The sequence below is a fragment of the Paenisporosarcina sp. genome (assembly GCF_057785155.1).
Genome location: NZ_JBYNRN010000001.1, coordinates 142474 through 159541 on the forward strand (window position 1 = coordinate 142474; position 17068 = coordinate 159541).

A 17068-nucleotide genomic window follows, 5' to 3' on the forward strand; every position below is an offset into this window, starting at 1 on the left:
TTATTACTCCTGTTCAGGATTACGCAAATAGTACCCAACGCCGCGTCGTGTTACAATCCATGCTGGATGGCTTGGGTTATCCTCAATTTTTTCACGAAGACGACGAATCGTTACATCAACTGTTCGCACATCACCAAAATAATCATAGCCCCATACCGTTTGAAGTAAATGTTCACGTGTCATAACTTGTCCGATATGTTTCCCTAAATAATGAAGCAATTCAAATTCACGATGCGTTAACTCAATCGATTCATCTCGTTTTAATACCATATAAGCATCCGGCTGAATAATCAGTGAGCCTACGACAATATCATTTGATGCAGCTTCTTCATCTTCAGACTGTACCGTTTGATGTCTACGCATATTTGCTTTCACACGGGCAATTAATTCACGGGTGCTGAATGGTTTTGTTACGTAATCATCTGCACCAAGCTCCAATCCTAAAACTTTATCAATTTCAGAATCTTTAGCTGTCAGCATAATAATCGGAAAATCATACTTTTTACGGATTTCACGACATACTTCCATCCCATCACGGTTCGGTAACATAATATCTAGTAACATTAAGTCTGGTTTAATCTCTTCAGCCTTCGCAAGCGCTTCGTCTCCATCGTAAGCACAGACTACGTTATAGCCTTCTTTTTTTAAGTTAAATTGTAAAATATCAGCAATCGGCTTCTCGTCATCTACTACTAAAATTGTTTTACTCATATATTTCATCCTCTCTCATACAATCTATATAGGCAGGAAATTTTATTAACTTCTATATTCCTACTCTATCACGGTTTTCATCAATACGCATCTATCTCGGATATCCATATGGGAATGAAGTATTTCCCGGGTAATAATTCGACAAATTTCTATATAAAAAGACGGCCAACTTATACAAAATTGACCGTCCCTACTTCTTATTTTCTTAAATAACTAATTGGATTCACTTGTTTACCATTTTTAATTACTTCAAAATGTAAGTGAGTTCCAGTTGATCTACCTGTTGAACCCATTATTCCTAGTTTAGAACCTTGAGGAACGGTTTGTCCCACATTAACATCGATCGATGCAAGATGAGCGTATACTGTTTGATAACCGTTTTGATGGTCTACAACGACTTTATTTCCGAAAGATCCATCTCTGCCTGCAAATGTTACGATCCCATTGTCAGTCGCTTTAATTGTGAAACCACTTGGACGTGCGATGTCAATCCCTTTATGGATTCTGCCCCATCGATGACCCATATGACTTGAAATATATCCACCTTCAGCTGGCCACATAAATGATCCTGAACCTCTTGATGGAATGACTTTTGTTCCTTTTAACACAATATGGTTTTTCACTTCAACTGTAACAGTTTCTTCTTTAACAGACTTTCCAGTTCGAACACCATTCTGTTCTCGAATTAAGTAAGTCATTTCTTTTTTCCCGTCACTGCCTTCTTGCTTCACTTTCGTGTCGCCTTTATACATAGTGTCGGTTTCTTCTACTTGGTTCTCGAATTTCACTGTTTCAGAAACTTTCTTCTCTTTTAATACTTCTACATTTATAAGAGGTTTTATGGCTGTAACTTTTAATTCTTGTCCAATTTGTAGAACGCTTTCTTGCGTAAAACCAGGATTAAGTTTTGTTAATTCTGAAGTAGATAAATCATGCTTTTGAGCAATTTCACTAAAGACATCTCCAGCTTGCACCGCATATACTTTTTCTTCTAAAGAACCTTTTTGAAGAAATTTAACAGCTTCTTCAACAGTCAGTACCGTTTCTGGTTTCGCTAATTTCGAAACACCTGAGACACTTTCTTTTAACAAAACATCTAAAATACGTGTTTCGTTTTCTTTTAATTGTGGTAAAGAGTCAGTAGAGTCTTTGCGAGCTTCCAATTCGATGAGTTCTGCTTCAGTTACAGCTTGAAGTTTTAGTTGTTTAATTACTTCATGATAAGATTCTAAGTCTTTGACGTAGACGGCAATCTCGTCATTGACGGATAATGCAAATGCATTAGCAGCGACTGTTACCAAGTCGTCTAGCTTATCCAATGTTTCTTGATCATCTGTATTTGATGCAAATACTTGCTCGGGGATGACAGTTATATCTGATCCATCTTTTAAGCTAAGTCCATCGTATTGGGTGCTTGCTTGATCAATCTTATTATCAACCAATGTATCTACTGCTGTTTCATCAGATACTGCCCCTACATATTGACCGCTAGCGTATATATGATAGATTTTTTGCAATGATTCCGATTTGTTATCTTTTGCAAAACCTATGTTGAATGTAAAACTAGAAATAAGCAAAGCTGTAACGGCTGCTTTTTTCATCACATTTGATGTGCGGTACGGCTTGTGATCGGATGAAATCCTCTTACTATCGCCAGTGTTCCATTTCAAATTCATGATAAAGCCCCTTCCAAAATTCCATCCGATTGATTCGAATGTAGCATTGACGTGAATTTTCACGCTCCTCTAATTTACCACACTCTTTTTCTCAATTGGTAATCATAGACCATAATGTAAAGAAAATGACTCATTCATTCCATCAATTAGTATTAATTGGTTTATTTTGTCATTAAATCATGTCTGAAAACCTAATTTATTTGAAAATTCGATATTTTTCTTCTATCTTTCTTCCTCTTTTTCACTCTTTCTACAATTTTTTTGTCATAATTGTCATATTTCAAGACCACAACGTAGGAGATTGACCGTTTTTAAGGTAAAATTAGATATACACACGTATGAAAAGAGGTCTGAAATTGGTCGAAAACACTGTTTTGAATCCATCCAAGCAGAAACTTCATGTGGCTCATCGTAAAACTCCCAAAAAAGTAGTGGTCAAAAGGATTATTATGATCATTGCTGGTGCTATTTTTATGGCAATGGGTCTTGAACTCTTTTTAGTTCCAAACCATTTGCTAGATGGCGGGATCGTCGGAATTTCCATTATTCTTGCTCACTTAACTGGATTTGAGCTCGGACTATTTATTTTCTTATTAAACATTCCATTTTTCTTCCTCGGTTATAAACAAATAGGTAAAACCTTTGCACTTTCAACCGTTTTAGGAATTACTGTTCTTTCGATTAGTACATATTTGTTACACCCAGTTCCACGTTTCACTGACGATTTACTATTAGCTACTGTGTTTGGCGGTATTGCTTTAGGCGTTGGTGTTGGTTTAGTTATCCGTTATGGTGGCTCACTAGACGGAACTGAAATTCTTGCTATTCTTTTTAATAAAACAACCCCTCTTTCTGTAGGCGAAATTATTATGTTTTTTAACTTAATGATTTTTACGATTGCTGGTTTCGTTTTTACTTGGGAACAAGCTATGTATTCAGTACTTGCCTATTTTATCGCATTTAAAACAATAGATATTGTGATTCAAGGTTTTGATGAATCTAAATCTGTTTATATTATCAGTGATTACGTGGATGATGTTGGTCAAGCAATCATGGACCGCCTTGGTCGTGGGGTTACTTATTTACATGGTGAAGGCGCTTATACTGGTGACGAAAAGAAAATCATTTTTACTGTCATTACAAGATTAGAAGAAGCCAAATTAAAGACGATCGTTGAAGATATTGACACTCACGCTTTCCTTGCGATTGGTAATATTGCAGAAGTACGTGGCGGACGCTTTAAGAAACGAAATATTCATTAATGCTAAAAGGTTCTCTCCACAACGTGTGGGGAGAACCTTTTATTTGAAGAAGACTGTTGTATTAATGAAAAAGACTAAAACTGAATCTCTTTTTAAAAGTAGATGGTCAGCTATTTCTTTCGCTTTCCGCGGACGAAACGCCAGCCTCCTCGGATCAGCTGTCTCTGACAAGTGTCCTGCAGGGTCTAGCGTATTTCGTTTTTCCGCAGGAGTCTTCAGAAATAGCTGACCCCTTTACTACAAAGATAAATTAGCAGTGGACTTTTCCAAAGTATTTTAATCTAACTATTGAGGCTTCAAATCATACCTCGTGTATTGACAAATTATTTTGTAGTCGGAATTAATAATATCAGTTATGTATAACCTTTTATGAGTGTAATTGCACATTAATATATTGATATGGAACTCTATTTCAGTTGATTGGAATGGTGGTGGCGACTCCGGCGGAATCAGCAAGAACTGAAGACCCTGGACTGAGCCTCGCGAGGGAAGCGGCTGAAGTCTTGCCCGCGGAAAGCGTCCGCCACAATGGAAATCAACATTTTTATTTATCTAAAGTCTAAAGGTTCTCCTTTCACAACGTGTAGGGAGAACCTTTTCTTATACTTTTAAATTCAGGAATTCTCCTGTATCAGAAGATTTGTATGGAAATTGCTTTTGAAGAGTACGTAAGAAAACCAAAAATGTAATTTGAATAATGAAACCAGCTAATACTAAGAAAATGGCGAAACCTGTAGCTGTATGTTCACTCATATTTGTTAAAAACGGTTGGATGAATAGTATAATCAACATGACAACCATGTACCATTTATACGTGTTCTCCGTTCTTAATGTAAGCTCTGGTGAATGAAGAAGCTCTACCACTCTCTTTATTAATTGAAATAAAAAATATACCAATATGAGATCTAATACACCCGTAGCTGTGGTGTACATTCCCCACCATTCCGGAGCTTGATTTTGATACAGTTGAGGATTAATAAGGACGGTTGGCATTGAGAGAAATATCAATAAAGTTGCTACGATCCTAGTTGGATGCATTCCGGATTCATTCAATTCGATTTTTCGTGTCCCCAGTAAAATCATGAAATAGCCAATGGGGTCTGGAAGTATGTCTATGATCAAGTGGATATCGAGAAAGATGAGAAGATAACCTGTCAGGATATATTTAAAGGCATTTCGCATGTCACCTTACCTCCTTCGATCGATTAATATACCAATTAATGTCTGCTAGTTCTAAATATGTTCCTCCGTAGTTAAATATGGGAACTTGAAACGCCTTTCCACTATCAGTCTTACCTTTTATCAAAAGTTGAGGACTAAGCGCATTCTTTGACTCCAAATTATATTGTATCTTCGTAATTAACACATCATTTACTTCTAGTTCAAGTGGCCATTCGGTGATTGGCTGTTGTTTTGGTGTTTTATTCGCACCTTGATTTGGCGATGAACTATGTTTGATAAACTGGATTTTAAATTCATTTCCTATTTCTTTCTCAAATGGCTTCTTAATTTCCTCAATTGTCATTCGTTCGCTTACAGTATAAGCTACTCTCCTAGAACCATCATTACTACTTGAACTGCTTTGACTATGTAGTACCCTAGTATCCGAAACGGGAGGTAACAACCGAATGTGTCCAATTGGAACAGTCATTGGTGCTCTTTCTGAAAATATCGCTTCGATATTTTTTACATCCATCCCGTCTTTTAAGTGCTGAGGACTTAGAAGATCTTTATTAATCTCAAAGGTTGTTTTTCTAATATAATGATGAGTAAATTCTTGGTGAACATTTTGTCGCTGTAATTGATCACTGTCCATATAAATGAACCCATCGTGCTGCTGCGGATATAATAGTAAATCATCCAACTTAACCAATTGTAGATCTTTATGATCGGACTTGTTTGTAATGTAATAAAGCGTTAAAAAAGTAGTGTTACCGATGCTTTCCTCAATATAATGAGTTAAAAATATGGGTGCATCAATCTGTTTTGACTTAAAGTACCATGTATTTGCTGTCCAACTGATTAAAACTGCCATTATAGCTAACCAAAACCAATACTTTTTAACGTACATCATTTCAATCTCCCCCACCTGGAAAAACCTTCTATCTTTTACATACGAAAAAAAGCGAAGAAAGTTTCCTTTCTCCGCTTTAAAAATTTTAGCGCCACACGCTCGCTACAATATTCGTTTGGTTTCGATCAGGTCCTACTGAGAAAATAGAGATTGGTACGCCTGTTAACTGTGACACGCGTTCTAAGTAATGACGTGCATTATCAGGTAGTTCATCTAATGATTTACATGACGTAACATCTTCATGCCAGCCTGGAAGCTCTTCGTAAACAGGTTCGCAGTCAGCAAGCATTCTAAGGTTTGCAGGATATTCTGTAATTAATTCACCATTGTACTTGTAAGCTGTACAAATTTTTACCGTATCCAGTCCAGATAATACGTCAATTGAGTTAACTGTTAAATCCGTTAAACCACTAACACGACGAGCATGACGTACGACAACACTATCGAACCAACCGATTCGACGTGGACGACCAGTTGTCGTTCCGTATTCTTTCCCTACTTCACGAATCTGATTTCCAACTTCGTCAAATAGTTCAGTTGGGAACGGACCATCACCAACACGTGATGTATAAGCTTTACAAACCCCTACAACATGACTAATTTTCGTTGGCCCAACACCCGCTCCAATTGTAACCCCACCCGCTACTGGGTTAGATGACGTCACAAATGGATATGTTCCTTGGTCGATGTCTAACATAACGCCTTGTGCGCCTTCAAACAACACGCGGCGTCCTTCGTCTAAAGCATCGTTTAACACTTTAGATGTATCCGTTACATATTTCGCAATTTCTTGCCCGTAACCGTAATACTCTTCCATAATCTCTTCCACTGTAAAGCCTTCAGTTTCGTAGAATTTCTCGAACATACGGTTTTTCTCGTTTAAGTTATGGCGAAGTTTTTCTTCGAATACAACGTGATCTAACAAATCTGCCATACGGATCCCAACTCGCGCAGCCTTGTCCATGTAAGCTGGACCAATCCCTTTACCAGTTGTTCCGATTTTATTAGCCCCACGTCGTGCTTCTTCAACTTCGTCTTGTTTTAAGTGATAAGGTAAAATGACATGTGCACGATTTGAAATTCGTAAATTTTCTGTCGTTACGCCACGTTCATGAAGACCTTTTAATTCTTTTACTAATGCTTTAGGATCTACAACCATTCCGTTTCCAATAACAGAGATTTTATCTTTATAAAAAATCCCTGAAGGAATTAAATGAAGTTTATACGTTTCTCCACCAAAAATAATGGTATGTCCTGCATTATTACCACCTTGGTAGCGAGCAATTACTTCTGAATGCTCTGAAAGAAAATCGGTAATTTTACCTTTTCCTTCGTCTCCCCATTGTGTTCCAACTACTACTACTGATGTCATGGTCAGCACCTCCGTCAGACGCTTTCACGCGTCCTGAATCAAACAAGTCTCATTGTATCAACCGAACAGGTCGAAGTCAATCCAAAACACCAAAAAACACGAACGTAAAAATGTATTCTGACATTTATCGTTCGTGTTCTGGTAAAACCTATCTTACAGGTATTCGTTGAACCGTATATTAAGCTGGTGGAGCTGAATGTTGGCTCCAATCGACATTTACGAATTTATTAAATTCTTTTACGAAAGCAAGAGTAACCGTTCCAGTTGGACCATTACGTTGCTTAGCAATGATGATTTCAATCATATTTTGATTTTCCGTTTCTTTATCGTAATAATCTTCACGATATAGGAAAGATACGATATCAGCATCCTGCTCAATACTTCCTGATTCACGTAAATCGGACATCATTGGACGCTTGTCCTGACGTTGTTCTACACCACGGGATAACTGAGACAAAGCAATAACCGGTACTTTTAATTCACGAGCTAACGCTTTTAAAGAACGTGAAATCTCGGAAACTTCTTGTTGACGGTTTTCTTTGCCGTTCCCGCTTCCTGCAATCAGTTGTAAATAGTCGATTAAAATCATGCCTAAACCATACTCTTGCTTTAAGCGACGACATTTTGACCGAATTTCATTAATACGAATACCAGGTGTATCGTCGATGAAAATACCCGCGTTCGATAGACTACCCATGGCCATAGTTAGTTTGCGCCAATCTTCAACTGTTAATGCACCCGTTCTTAAAACTTGAGCATCAATATTCCCTTCAGCACAAAGCATACGCATAACAAGCTGTTCTGCACCCATCTCTAAACTAAAGATGGCTACATTCTCTTCTGTCTTCGTGGCAACGTTTTGTGCAACATTCAATGCGAACGCCGTTTTACCTACAGAAGGACGAGCAGCAACGATAATTAAATCATTGCGCTGGAATCCAGCGGTAATTTTATCTAAATCGCGGAAGCCTGTTGGGACACCTGTAATATCGCCTTTGCGTGAATGAAGAAGTTCGATATTATCGTACGTCTGCACGAGAACATCTTTAATATGTCTGAAGTCACCAGCATTTTTTCGACTTGAAACTTCCATCATTTTCTTTTCAGCTTCTGATAGTAAAGCTTCGACCTCATCTTCGCGTGTAAAGCCATCTTCCACAATGTTCGTAGCTACTCGAATCAGTCTTCTTAATAATGCCTTCTCTTCAACGATTCGAGCATAGTGCGCAATATTAGCAGCTGTAGGCACAGCATTGGCAATCTCCGTTAAGTAAGATAACCCACCAACATCCTCTAACTCTTTCTTTGAAGCTAATTCTTCCGTTACCGTAACAACGTCAATCGGTTTACCTTGGTCACTCAGTCTGTTCATTGTTTGGAAAATCTTTTGATGCGCTACTCGATAGAAATCTTCGAACTGCAGAATTTCTGCTGCTGTAATGAGCGCTTGTGGTTCTAAAAAGATAGCCCCAATGACGGACTGCTCAGCTTCTTGGTTGTGAGGGGGAATCCGGTCCAATATTGGATCGCTCATTTTTGTCTCTCCTTACGCTTCTTCTGTAACATGAACTTTCAAAGTAGCCGTTACTTCCTGGTGGAGCTTCACAGGTACTTGCGTAACTCCTAAAGCACGTATTGCATCGTCTAAGTCCATTTTGCGTTTATCAATTTTAATGCCATGTGATTTTTGAAGCTGTTCTGCCACTTGCTTCGTCGTAATTGAACCGAATAACCGACCGCCTTCACCAGACTTAGCTTTTAGTTCGATCGTTAGTTTTTCTAACTGTTCTTTCAACGTTTTTGCATCTTCTAACACTTGTTCAGCTTGCTTGTCTTCTTTACGTTTTGCTCCATCCAATGCACTGATACTTGCTTGGTTTGCTTCAATCGCTAAATTGTTTTTCAATAAAAAGTTATGTGCATAGCCATCTGCTACATTTTTGATTTCGCCTTTTTTCCCTTTGCCTTTAACATCTTTTAAGAAAATAACTTTCATTCTGTTTGGCCTCCTTCGACAATTTCGACAATTGCTTGTTTAAGTTGTTCAATTGATTCTTGAACATTTCCATCTGGAATCTGACTAGCCGCATTCGTTAAATGACCGCCTCCGCCTAATCGTTCCATGATAAGTTGAACATTAATGTCTCCAAGGGATCTTGCACTAATTCCCACTTCGCCATTATCTTTTTTCGCTACAACAAAGGAAGCCGAAACTCCCTTCATTGTTAATAAAATATCTGCTGTTTGTGCAATTAAAACTTGGCTATATGCTGAATCTTCTTCTCCATGCCCAATTGCAATTCCTTCACGGAAAAATTCTACCGTTTGTACGATTTTAGAACGTTCTATATACGTTTCTATATCTTCTTTTAATAATCGTTGCACCAGCACAGTATCTGCACCATGTGTTCTTAAGTAAGAAGCAGCTTCAAATGTTCGTGCACCGGTTCGTAATGTAAAACTCTTCGTATCTACAATAATACCGGCAAGCATCGCTGTTGCTTCTAACATGGAGATTTTATCGTGTTTTGGTTGATACTCTAGTAACTCTGTCACCAACTCAGCAGTTGATGAAGCGTAGGGTTCCATATATACCAATAACGTATTGGAGATAAATTCTTCCCCGCGTCGATGATGATCGACAACAACAACCTTCTCTGCTTTATTTAATAACTTTTCATCTATAACCATGCTAGGTTTATGTGTATCGACAACTACTAACAGTGTTTTGTCCGTTAACTTGGATAATGCTTCTTCAGGTGAAATAAATCGATCAAATAACGCAGGCTTGCTTTTAATCTCATCCATAAGGCGTGTAACGCTATGGTCAAGCTCATCAAAGTCTAATACAACATATCCATCGATTTGATTCATCTCAGCCATTTTTCGAACCCCAACGGATGCTCCTATGGCATCCATGTCAGGTAGCTTATGGCCCATAACAAATACTTGATCACTATCTTGAATTAAGTCACGTAATGCGTGGGAAATAACACGTGCACGAACCCTCGTCCTTTTTTCGACTGGATTTGTTTTCCCACCGTAAAACTTCACCTTACCACTTGGCTGTTTAATCGCCACTTGGTCTCCACCGCGTCCGAGTACTAAATCAAGACTTGATTGGGCAAGCTCACCTAATTCTAATAGTGAAGCAGATCCCGCTCCAACACCGATACTCAGTGTTAACGCTAGGTTCATTTTAGATGTTGCTTCCCGAATATCATCTAACAAAGAGAATTTGGTTTTTTCAAGCTCAATTAAAATGGATTCATTTAATACCGCTAAGAATTTGTCTGAAGAAATACGTTTTACGTAAATCCCTTGACCCGCTCCCCAGTTATTAATCAATGAAGTCACTAAGCTATTTAACTGGCTGCGTGTCTGATCATCCATTCCTTGTGCTAGCTCATCATAGTTATCAATATATAAAACAGCTAGAACCGTTCGATCTGCGTAGTATAAAGATTCCATTTCAATTTGTTCAGTTATATCGAAGAAATATAATAGTTTCTCTTGTTGCTTATAAAAGACTTTATATTTCTTATCTGCTAATGAAATGGTTAACTCTTTTGTATCATCTTGTTTCACTAACGTATGTAACTCATCTGAAAGTGAAAATAAGTCTGCACCGATTAGGGTATCAAATTCGAGTTCACGCGTCATATAAGGATTTGCCCATTCGATAATGAATTGGTCATTTATTAACATAATCCCAATTGGCATTTCTAACAGTGCTTCTTCTCCAACACGTTTCATCCTAAACGATAAGGTTTCAAGATGTTTTTCTGTTTCAATAAATGAACGTTTCTCCGTTTGCCAAGCTGCAAAGATCGCTGCTGCAAACACAACAGCAAAGATTATACCAGCCCAAACATGCCAAAACATGAGCATCAGAGCACCAACTACACCGATGATGGATAGAACAACTAACGGATAACGTAGTGGTCGTTTTCTAAAAAAGGCGGCCATCGATTCAGCTCCTTACTTTCTGTTCATGTCTTTCATGAATGAACGAATATTAAATCCTAAATCTATTACACCTAACAATAAGACGAATGATTGAAGTGGAAACGCCAAAATAGTAGCCACAATTACAACAAACTTCGGCCATTTTTGTTCGTGAATATAAAAATGAATCAATGAAATACCTTGTAAAAATAATAACCCACGGAGAACAATCGTTGCATTGGCAAATACCATAAATGCAAAAGTTCCCTTTTCTAATTCAACAAACAAACTAACGATTAATACGACTAAATAATACCATAGAACAGCTTTAGGTAAACGCATCTCGCTAAAAGGAGGGAATTTCGGAACATCTACACCTAGACGTCTTAATACAGGTAAATTCACGATTATGATGATTAAAGCTGAGACAAACACAGCTATTATAATAATAGAAGGCAATACAATTTCAAACATGGATAGCGTTTCAGCTACCAGTTTGTCATAACCTTCAGGAAGAGCTCCATAACGTTCGAGCATATTTCCTGACTGCTCATAAGATTCTCGCACCATAACCATAAACTCTTCAATTGGGTTGATTCCCATCAATAGAACAGCCACTAAATATTGCACAACGGTAGTAAATAAAAACATCATCCCCGCTGCAATAAATAAATACAATTTACTTTTCTTTCTTCGAATCGAATCTCCAATCACCAAACCTAATGGTGCATGAATGAACGCCAATGGTAGTGCTAATAGGCCTCCAACAAAAAAGGACATACCCATACTGACCACAGTCACTAAAATAGCTGAATTCCGATCAAACTTAACACTGTACCAAATAATGGGGAGTGCGATAAAAAAGGAAGTCACAATATTGAGGATTGGTACATAAAAAGAAACCGCCAACAAAATCGTAAAGAGTGCAATCATCATTGCGCCCATTGTTAGCCGTTTCGTTTGTTCATTCGGCATGCAAAAACCTTCCTAACTAAAAATCATTTATCTCTATATTGTATCATGCCGGACAAGATGCAACAAAAGTTCGAAACTGTTGTTAACAAAGACTATGTCACAAGACGGTTTATCATGTTTTTATTCGTTTTAGATGAAGATTTGATTTCAATGTTCAAGTTGCGAAAATTGATGGAATTGAAACAGATTAACTATTTGCTACCTTTTTTTTATTTTCTAATTAATGAGTAGTTACAGGCATATCCTATAGTGAAATCTTTATTGGAGGGATTAAATGAAAAAACCTAATAAAGTTTTTATACTAATTTGTTTACTATTAACGGTAACAATTTTTATTTTTTATAATAATTCACCGTTAGCTAAAGAATCTAATAATAATAAAATTACAGAAACTGATGGCATTACAGAAGCTAATGAAATTTTGGAAAAAATACACGAAACCAAATTGGCTTTTCAAATCGAAGAAGCATTAAAACAGAATAGTTACAGTCCTCATGGAGGAGTTGCGTTTCAGATATATTCGTCCGATAAACAATACGTGACAATTCTTATGGAGAACTTAGATCCACAAGATAAAGATACTCTAAAAAACATTCAAACAATTGTTAATACTGTTGCTAAAGCAAACGATTTTAATTTATTTGTAGTTGATATACAAAAAGTAAATAAATAAAAACTAGTTTGCCAAAAATGGCTAGCTAGCGAAGAAAATGAAAAAAGGATGCCCAGTCACTCAGTTTACACTGAACGTCTCGGCATCCTCTCTTGTTGATTAAACTTTAAAGCGATCTACCGCTTCTTGTAGTTGCTCACCTAAACGAGTTAAGTGTTCAGCAGATTCCGAAACAGTTTGAACTGCGCGAAGTTGCTCGTCAGTTGATGCACTTACTTCTTCAGCTGCAGCTGCTGTTTCTTCAGACATTGCGGCCATTTCTTGTATCACTTTAACGACTTCATCCTTACTACCCGCCACTTGCTCGATTTCTTTAACAATCGATACAATCGCACCTTGCATTTGAGAGACAAAGCTTGAAATTTGGGCGAAAATTTTACTTGTTTCGTCTACTACTTCTGATTGTTGTGTGAAAATATCATTCGTTTTACTCATTTCAATAATAGCTGAGCGTGAACCTTCTTGAATAAGTTGAATGGTTTTCTTCACTTCATCAGTAGCTTGAACGGATTGCTCAGCCAATTTACGTACCTCATCAGCTACAACTGCAAATCCTCTACCGTGCTCACCAGCACGTGCAGCTTCGATACTTGCGTTCAATGCTAATAGATTTGTTTGATTTGAAATTTCTGTAATGGTAGACATAACTGTTTCGATTGTTTGAACTTTATCGCCAAGTCCGTTAATCACTTCTTGCATCGACGAGATGGAGCTACTAGACGATTGATGGAAGTCTTGAAGTTTCTCCATTTGTGTTAATCCATTTTTATTCATTTCTTCTGCTCGAGACGCCATCTTTGACATTTCATGTGTTTGATCTGCCGCTTGGTTGATTTGCGTACTTAAATCATTTGAGCGCTGGTTCGCAGCCTCTGCTTCTTCAGCTGAGCGGGTGGCACCGACTGCAATTTCATTCGCTGCTAGGGCCACTTGTTCGCCTGAAGCATTCGTTTCTTCTGCTACAGCCGATAGACCTTCAGCTGATTCACGTACGTTCATCACAGATGATTGTACAACTTGCAAAATATTATGAAGCTTAGCCACCATGATATTTAATTGATCGCCTAATTCACCAATTTCATCTTTTGCTTTCACATTCGCTCGGACATCAAGACGTCCAGCTGCCACTTCGCTCACTACATCACGAATGTGTAAAATCGGTTTACTAAATCGGTTTGAAATAAAGTACATGAGAACAATCACAATTAGTAAAGTAATTAAACCTGTAAGTAATAGACTAAAGATAATATCATTCGATGCTTGTGCAATGACAGCTTGATCATAAATAGCACCGATAATCCAACCTGTACTTGGTACTTTTTCATAAATAAATAAGTACTCTTTTCCGCCTTGTTTATAAGGTACTACGCCACTTTCGTCTTCTGATCCTAACGTTAATTCAGCATAAGGTTCAGCTGATAGGTCTTCCCCTTTCTTGTCAGGATGAATAATACCAAGACCATTCGCTGACAACATTACCGGGTACCCCTTATAGCCTAGGTTAACTGCACTAAGTTGGTTCGTTAAATCTTCTAATTTCACATCTACGCCCGCTACCCCATTAGAATAACCTTTTGAAGCCGTGATGACATATTCATTAGTAGCCACATCGATATACGGTTCACTCCAATGAACTTTAGAGGAATCGTCTGATGCTAGCTTATACCATTCACGTGTACGTGCATCAAAATCAGATGGTAAGTCTACATTAGGGACAATATAAATCGATTGATTCGCTAAAGCTACATAAACAGATGTCGCTTCTTTATATGTATCTAAATAAGATGACAATTGATTGTTTAATTGAGTTGTCGTTGCTATTAATTCAGGATTACTTTGATCTCCATCAGCTGTTAAATCAGCAGCTGAAAACTCTTCAACTGTTTCATTAAAAGATAACTGCTCAATCCCACTGGCAATTCGATATAAATATTGCTCAGAATTATTTGAGAGCTCACTAACAATCGCTTTTGATTGCTGCTCTACATCTTTTTCGTTTTTTTCTTTTAATTGGTATGACGCGATCCCAAGTAAACTTGCAAAAGCTAAGATTAATGTAATAACCATCGTTGCAATTAACTTCGTTCGAATGTTTTGAAATGCTTTCATAATCCCACCCCTTTTCCATCTTGATATTCTTTTGAATATACTATGTTATATCGACCTATTACCTACTTTTTTCAACAAATTTCGACAAAATAAATCGGTAGATCTTGGAAATATTCAAGAGATACTTTTTTAACATAATTAAGAGGGCAAATAAGGAATAAAAATTTGTTTGTATATAAGCATTCTTTGGTTTTCAGTGCAAAACTAATTCTATATTTAAATATAAATAGGCTGAATGATTTTGTTACAAAAAATTCAAACGTTAGAAATATGTACTTGTGATTCAAGGTGCTTTTCCAATTCGGTTTTACATAAACTTATGAATTTTGAACAAACAAAAAACCCTTTAAGTCATATTGACCTAAAGGGTTCTGAACCGATTTATCTCTCCTCAGAAGAGAATGGAAGTAATGCCATGATACGTGATAATTTAATTGCTGAAGTTAACTTGCGTTGGTATTTCGCGCTTGTTCCAGTAACTCGACGTGGAAGAATTTTTCCGCGTTCTGATACGAACTTCTTAAGCAAATCAACATCTTTATAGTCGATATGCGTAATATTGTTAGACGTGAAATAACAAACCTTTTTGCGTCTTTTGCCTCCGCGACGTGGTGCCATATCGTTTCGCCTCCTTAGTTTTTGGTTTTATTTGTGTGTTTAAAAGACATTTACTAGGTTTCTTAGAATGGTAAATCGTCGTCTGAAACTTCGATTGGACCGCTTCCACTAGAGAATGGATCTTCATCTACACGTGTATAGTTTTGCTGATTTGGCGATTGATTCTGCTGATTTGAAGAATATTGATTGTTTTGGTTTGAACCGCCACCGTAAGGTTGTCCTTGTTGTGGACGATCTCCACCAGAGCTATTGCGTGGTTCAAGGAATTGAACACTATCAGCTACAACTTCAGTCGTGTAAACACGTTTTCCGTCTTGGCCTTCATAGCTCCCCGTTTGAATACGCCCTTCAACACCTGCTAAGCTTCCTTTTTTTAAGAAGTTTGCTGTGTTTTCAGCTGGTTTTCTCCAAACAGTACAGTTAATAAAATCCGCTTCTTTCTCACCTTGTTGGTTAGAGAATGAACGATTTACAGCTAGTGTAAAACGTGCAACCGCTACACCACTTGGTGTATAACGAAGCTCCGGATCTTTTGTCAGTCTTCCGACTAAAACGACTCGGTTAATCATCAGAATCTAACCTCCCTCATCTGCAAGTAGTATCGAAAATTTTCGACTTTAAATTATTTTTTAGCTTTAACTTTTTTATCTTCAATGCGTACAGCTACGTAACGAATAATATCTTCGTTGATGTTAGCTAAACGGATGAACTCATCAACTGCTTTAGAATCAGCGTTCATTTTCACGATTTGGTAGTAACCTTCGCGAAGATCGTTGATTTCGTAAGCCAAGCGGCGTTTGCCCCACTCTTTTGACTCGATGATTTCAGCACCATTTGAAGTAACGATTTCGTTAAAACGCTCTACTAAAGCTTTTTTCGCATCGTCTTCAATTGTTGGTCGAATGATGTACATTAATTCGTACTTTCTCATCTCTTGACACCTCCTTATGGACTTTGGCCCGGCTGATTAACAGCAGGACAAGGAGCAAGTAACGTTCATTACTCACATCAATTGATTGTAGCACAAATGGCTTAGCGGTGCAAGATGCTATTTCACAAGGTCATCTTGTATACTAAATTCAGGGGGAAATATTATGAACACAATCAATCAACCTACACAAATTATCGAACTGAATTTACAGCGAATTGCTTGGCAAAGTTTTTTGGGAACGGCATTACTAAGTATTTTATTAATACTATTAAAGGCATTCCTTCATAACGATTTTCATTTCAACTTATCATTAATTAACTTAATCCTCTTTATAAGTGGTTATATTCTATTAATTGTTCTGCACGAACTATCTCATTTAATTGGTTTTGTTCTATTTGGAAAGGTTCCTTGGTCTTCTCTTAACTATGGAGTTAACCTAAAATTAGGAATCGCCTATGCAACGACCCATGAACCTTTGCGAAATAAAGCGATGAAACGTGTACTTCTCCTACCCTTTTGGACGACAGGTGTATTACCAACTGTCATAGGTTTATGGATGAATCATTCGCTGCTTGTATTATTAGGTGCTTTTTTAATTGCTGGTGCATTCGGTGATTTTGCCATGTATAAAGAACTCCGGAAGGTTTCTAACAATGCTTTCATAAAGGATGACCCGGAACTTCCGAAACTTTATGTCTATGAAGAAAAGTAAAGCTACT

The 17068-nt window shown here is 37.4% G+C and carries 16 protein-coding genes; 3 read left to right on the forward strand and 13 right to left on the reverse strand.

The annotated features are described in order from the left end of the window. Positions 1–3 precede the first annotated feature (3 nt). Complete coding sequence (gene yycF / locus AC3EA5_RS00775) at positions 4–711, reverse strand: response regulator YycF (RefSeq protein WP_488606655.1); 708 nt, start codon at positions 709–711, stop codon at positions 4–6. Between the two features lie 197 nt (positions 712–908). Beyond that, positions 909–2387 (reverse strand): peptidoglycan DD-metalloendopeptidase family protein, encoded by a 1479-nt coding sequence (locus AC3EA5_RS00780; RefSeq protein ID WP_488606656.1) that lies wholly within the window; start codon positions 2385–2387, stop codon positions 909–911. A gap of 449 nt (positions 2388–2836) precedes the next feature. Here AC3EA5_RS00780 and AC3EA5_RS00785 point away from each other — a divergent pair, with 449 nt between their 5' ends. After that, on the forward strand, positions 2837–3649 hold the full coding sequence (locus AC3EA5_RS00785) for a YitT family protein (protein WP_463510139.1): 813 nt from the start codon (positions 2837–2839) through the stop codon (positions 3647–3649). 600 nt (positions 3650–4249) lie between these two features. On the opposite strand, the gene AC3EA5_RS00790 is transcribed toward AC3EA5_RS00785, so the two are convergent. From AC3EA5_RS00790 to AC3EA5_RS00820, 7 genes are all read right to left on the reverse strand, one after another. Next, positions 4250–4831 carry a hypothetical protein gene (locus AC3EA5_RS00790; RefSeq protein ID WP_488606657.1) on the reverse strand — a complete coding sequence of 194 codons (582 nt, stop codon included), beginning with the start codon at positions 4829–4831 and terminating at the stop codon, positions 4250–4252. A gap of 1 nt (position 4832) precedes the next feature. After that, positions 4833–5723, reverse strand: a complete 891-nt coding sequence (locus tag AC3EA5_RS00795) for a hypothetical protein (RefSeq protein WP_488606658.1) — start codon at positions 5721–5723, stop codon at positions 4833–4835. Positions 5724–5808: 85 nt separating this feature from the next. After that, positions 5809–7095: an adenylosuccinate synthase gene (locus AC3EA5_RS00800; protein WP_488606659.1), complete on the reverse strand. Its 1287-nt coding sequence runs from the start codon at positions 7093–7095 to the stop codon at positions 5809–5811. A 178-nt stretch (positions 7096–7273) separates the two neighbouring features. After that, positions 7274–8629 carry a replicative DNA helicase gene (dnaB, locus tag AC3EA5_RS00805; RefSeq protein ID WP_394189872.1) on the reverse strand — a complete coding sequence of 452 codons (1356 nt, stop codon included), beginning with the start codon at positions 8627–8629 and terminating at the stop codon, positions 7274–7276. 12 nt (positions 8630–8641) lie between these two features. Further along, the gene (gene rplI / locus AC3EA5_RS00810) at positions 8642–9091 is read right to left on the reverse strand and encodes a 50S ribosomal protein L9 (RefSeq protein ID WP_394189870.1); all 450 of its coding nucleotides are present in this window, start codon (positions 9089–9091) and stop codon (positions 8642–8644) included. Further along, positions 9088–11064, reverse strand: coding sequence for a DHH family phosphoesterase (locus AC3EA5_RS00815; protein ID WP_488606660.1), 1977 nt, complete (start codon positions 11062–11064; stop codon positions 9088–9090). Before AC3EA5_RS00815 ends, rplI begins: the two co-directional genes overlap by 4 nt. Positions 11065–11076: 12 nt before the next feature. Then, positions 11077–12018: a YybS family protein gene (locus tag AC3EA5_RS00820; protein WP_488606661.1), complete on the reverse strand. Its 942-nt coding sequence runs from the start codon at positions 12016–12018 to the stop codon at positions 11077–11079. 274 nt (positions 12019–12292) lie between these two features. Between AC3EA5_RS00820 and AC3EA5_RS00825 the strand changes: the two genes are divergently transcribed. Further along, positions 12293–12691, forward strand: coding sequence for a hypothetical protein (locus AC3EA5_RS00825; RefSeq protein ID WP_488606662.1), 399 nt, complete (start codon positions 12293–12295; stop codon positions 12689–12691). A 99-nt stretch (positions 12692–12790) separates the two neighbouring features. On the opposite strand, the gene AC3EA5_RS00830 is transcribed toward AC3EA5_RS00825, so the two are convergent. The 4 genes from AC3EA5_RS00830 to rpsF form a co-directional block, all read right to left on the reverse strand. Further along, entirely contained in the window at positions 12791–14800 is a 2010-nt protein-coding gene (locus tag AC3EA5_RS00830; protein WP_488606663.1) for a methyl-accepting chemotaxis protein, read from the reverse strand. Between the two features lie 381 nt (positions 14801–15181). After that, positions 15182–15418 carry a 30S ribosomal protein S18 gene (gene rpsR / locus AC3EA5_RS00835; protein ID WP_394189863.1) on the reverse strand — a complete coding sequence of 79 codons (237 nt, stop codon included), beginning with the start codon at positions 15416–15418 and terminating at the stop codon, positions 15182–15184. A 62-nt stretch (positions 15419–15480) separates the two neighbouring features. Beyond that, a complete protein-coding gene (gene ssb, locus AC3EA5_RS00840) occupies positions 15481–15987 on the reverse strand; it encodes a single-stranded DNA-binding protein (RefSeq protein WP_488606664.1) in 507 nt (168 codons plus the stop codon). A 53-nt stretch (positions 15988–16040) separates the two neighbouring features. Then, complete coding sequence (rpsF, locus tag AC3EA5_RS00845; RefSeq protein WP_394189859.1) at positions 16041–16349, reverse strand: 30S ribosomal protein S6; 309 nt, start codon at positions 16347–16349, stop codon at positions 16041–16043. Positions 16350–16512: 163 nt separating this feature from the next. On the opposite strand from rpsF, the gene AC3EA5_RS00850 reads away from it, so the two are divergent. Continuing rightward, the gene (locus AC3EA5_RS00850) at positions 16513–17061 is read left to right on the forward strand and encodes a DUF3267 domain-containing protein (RefSeq protein WP_488606665.1); all 549 of its coding nucleotides are present in this window, start codon (positions 16513–16515) and stop codon (positions 17059–17061) included. Positions 17062–17068: the final 7 nt, after the last annotated feature.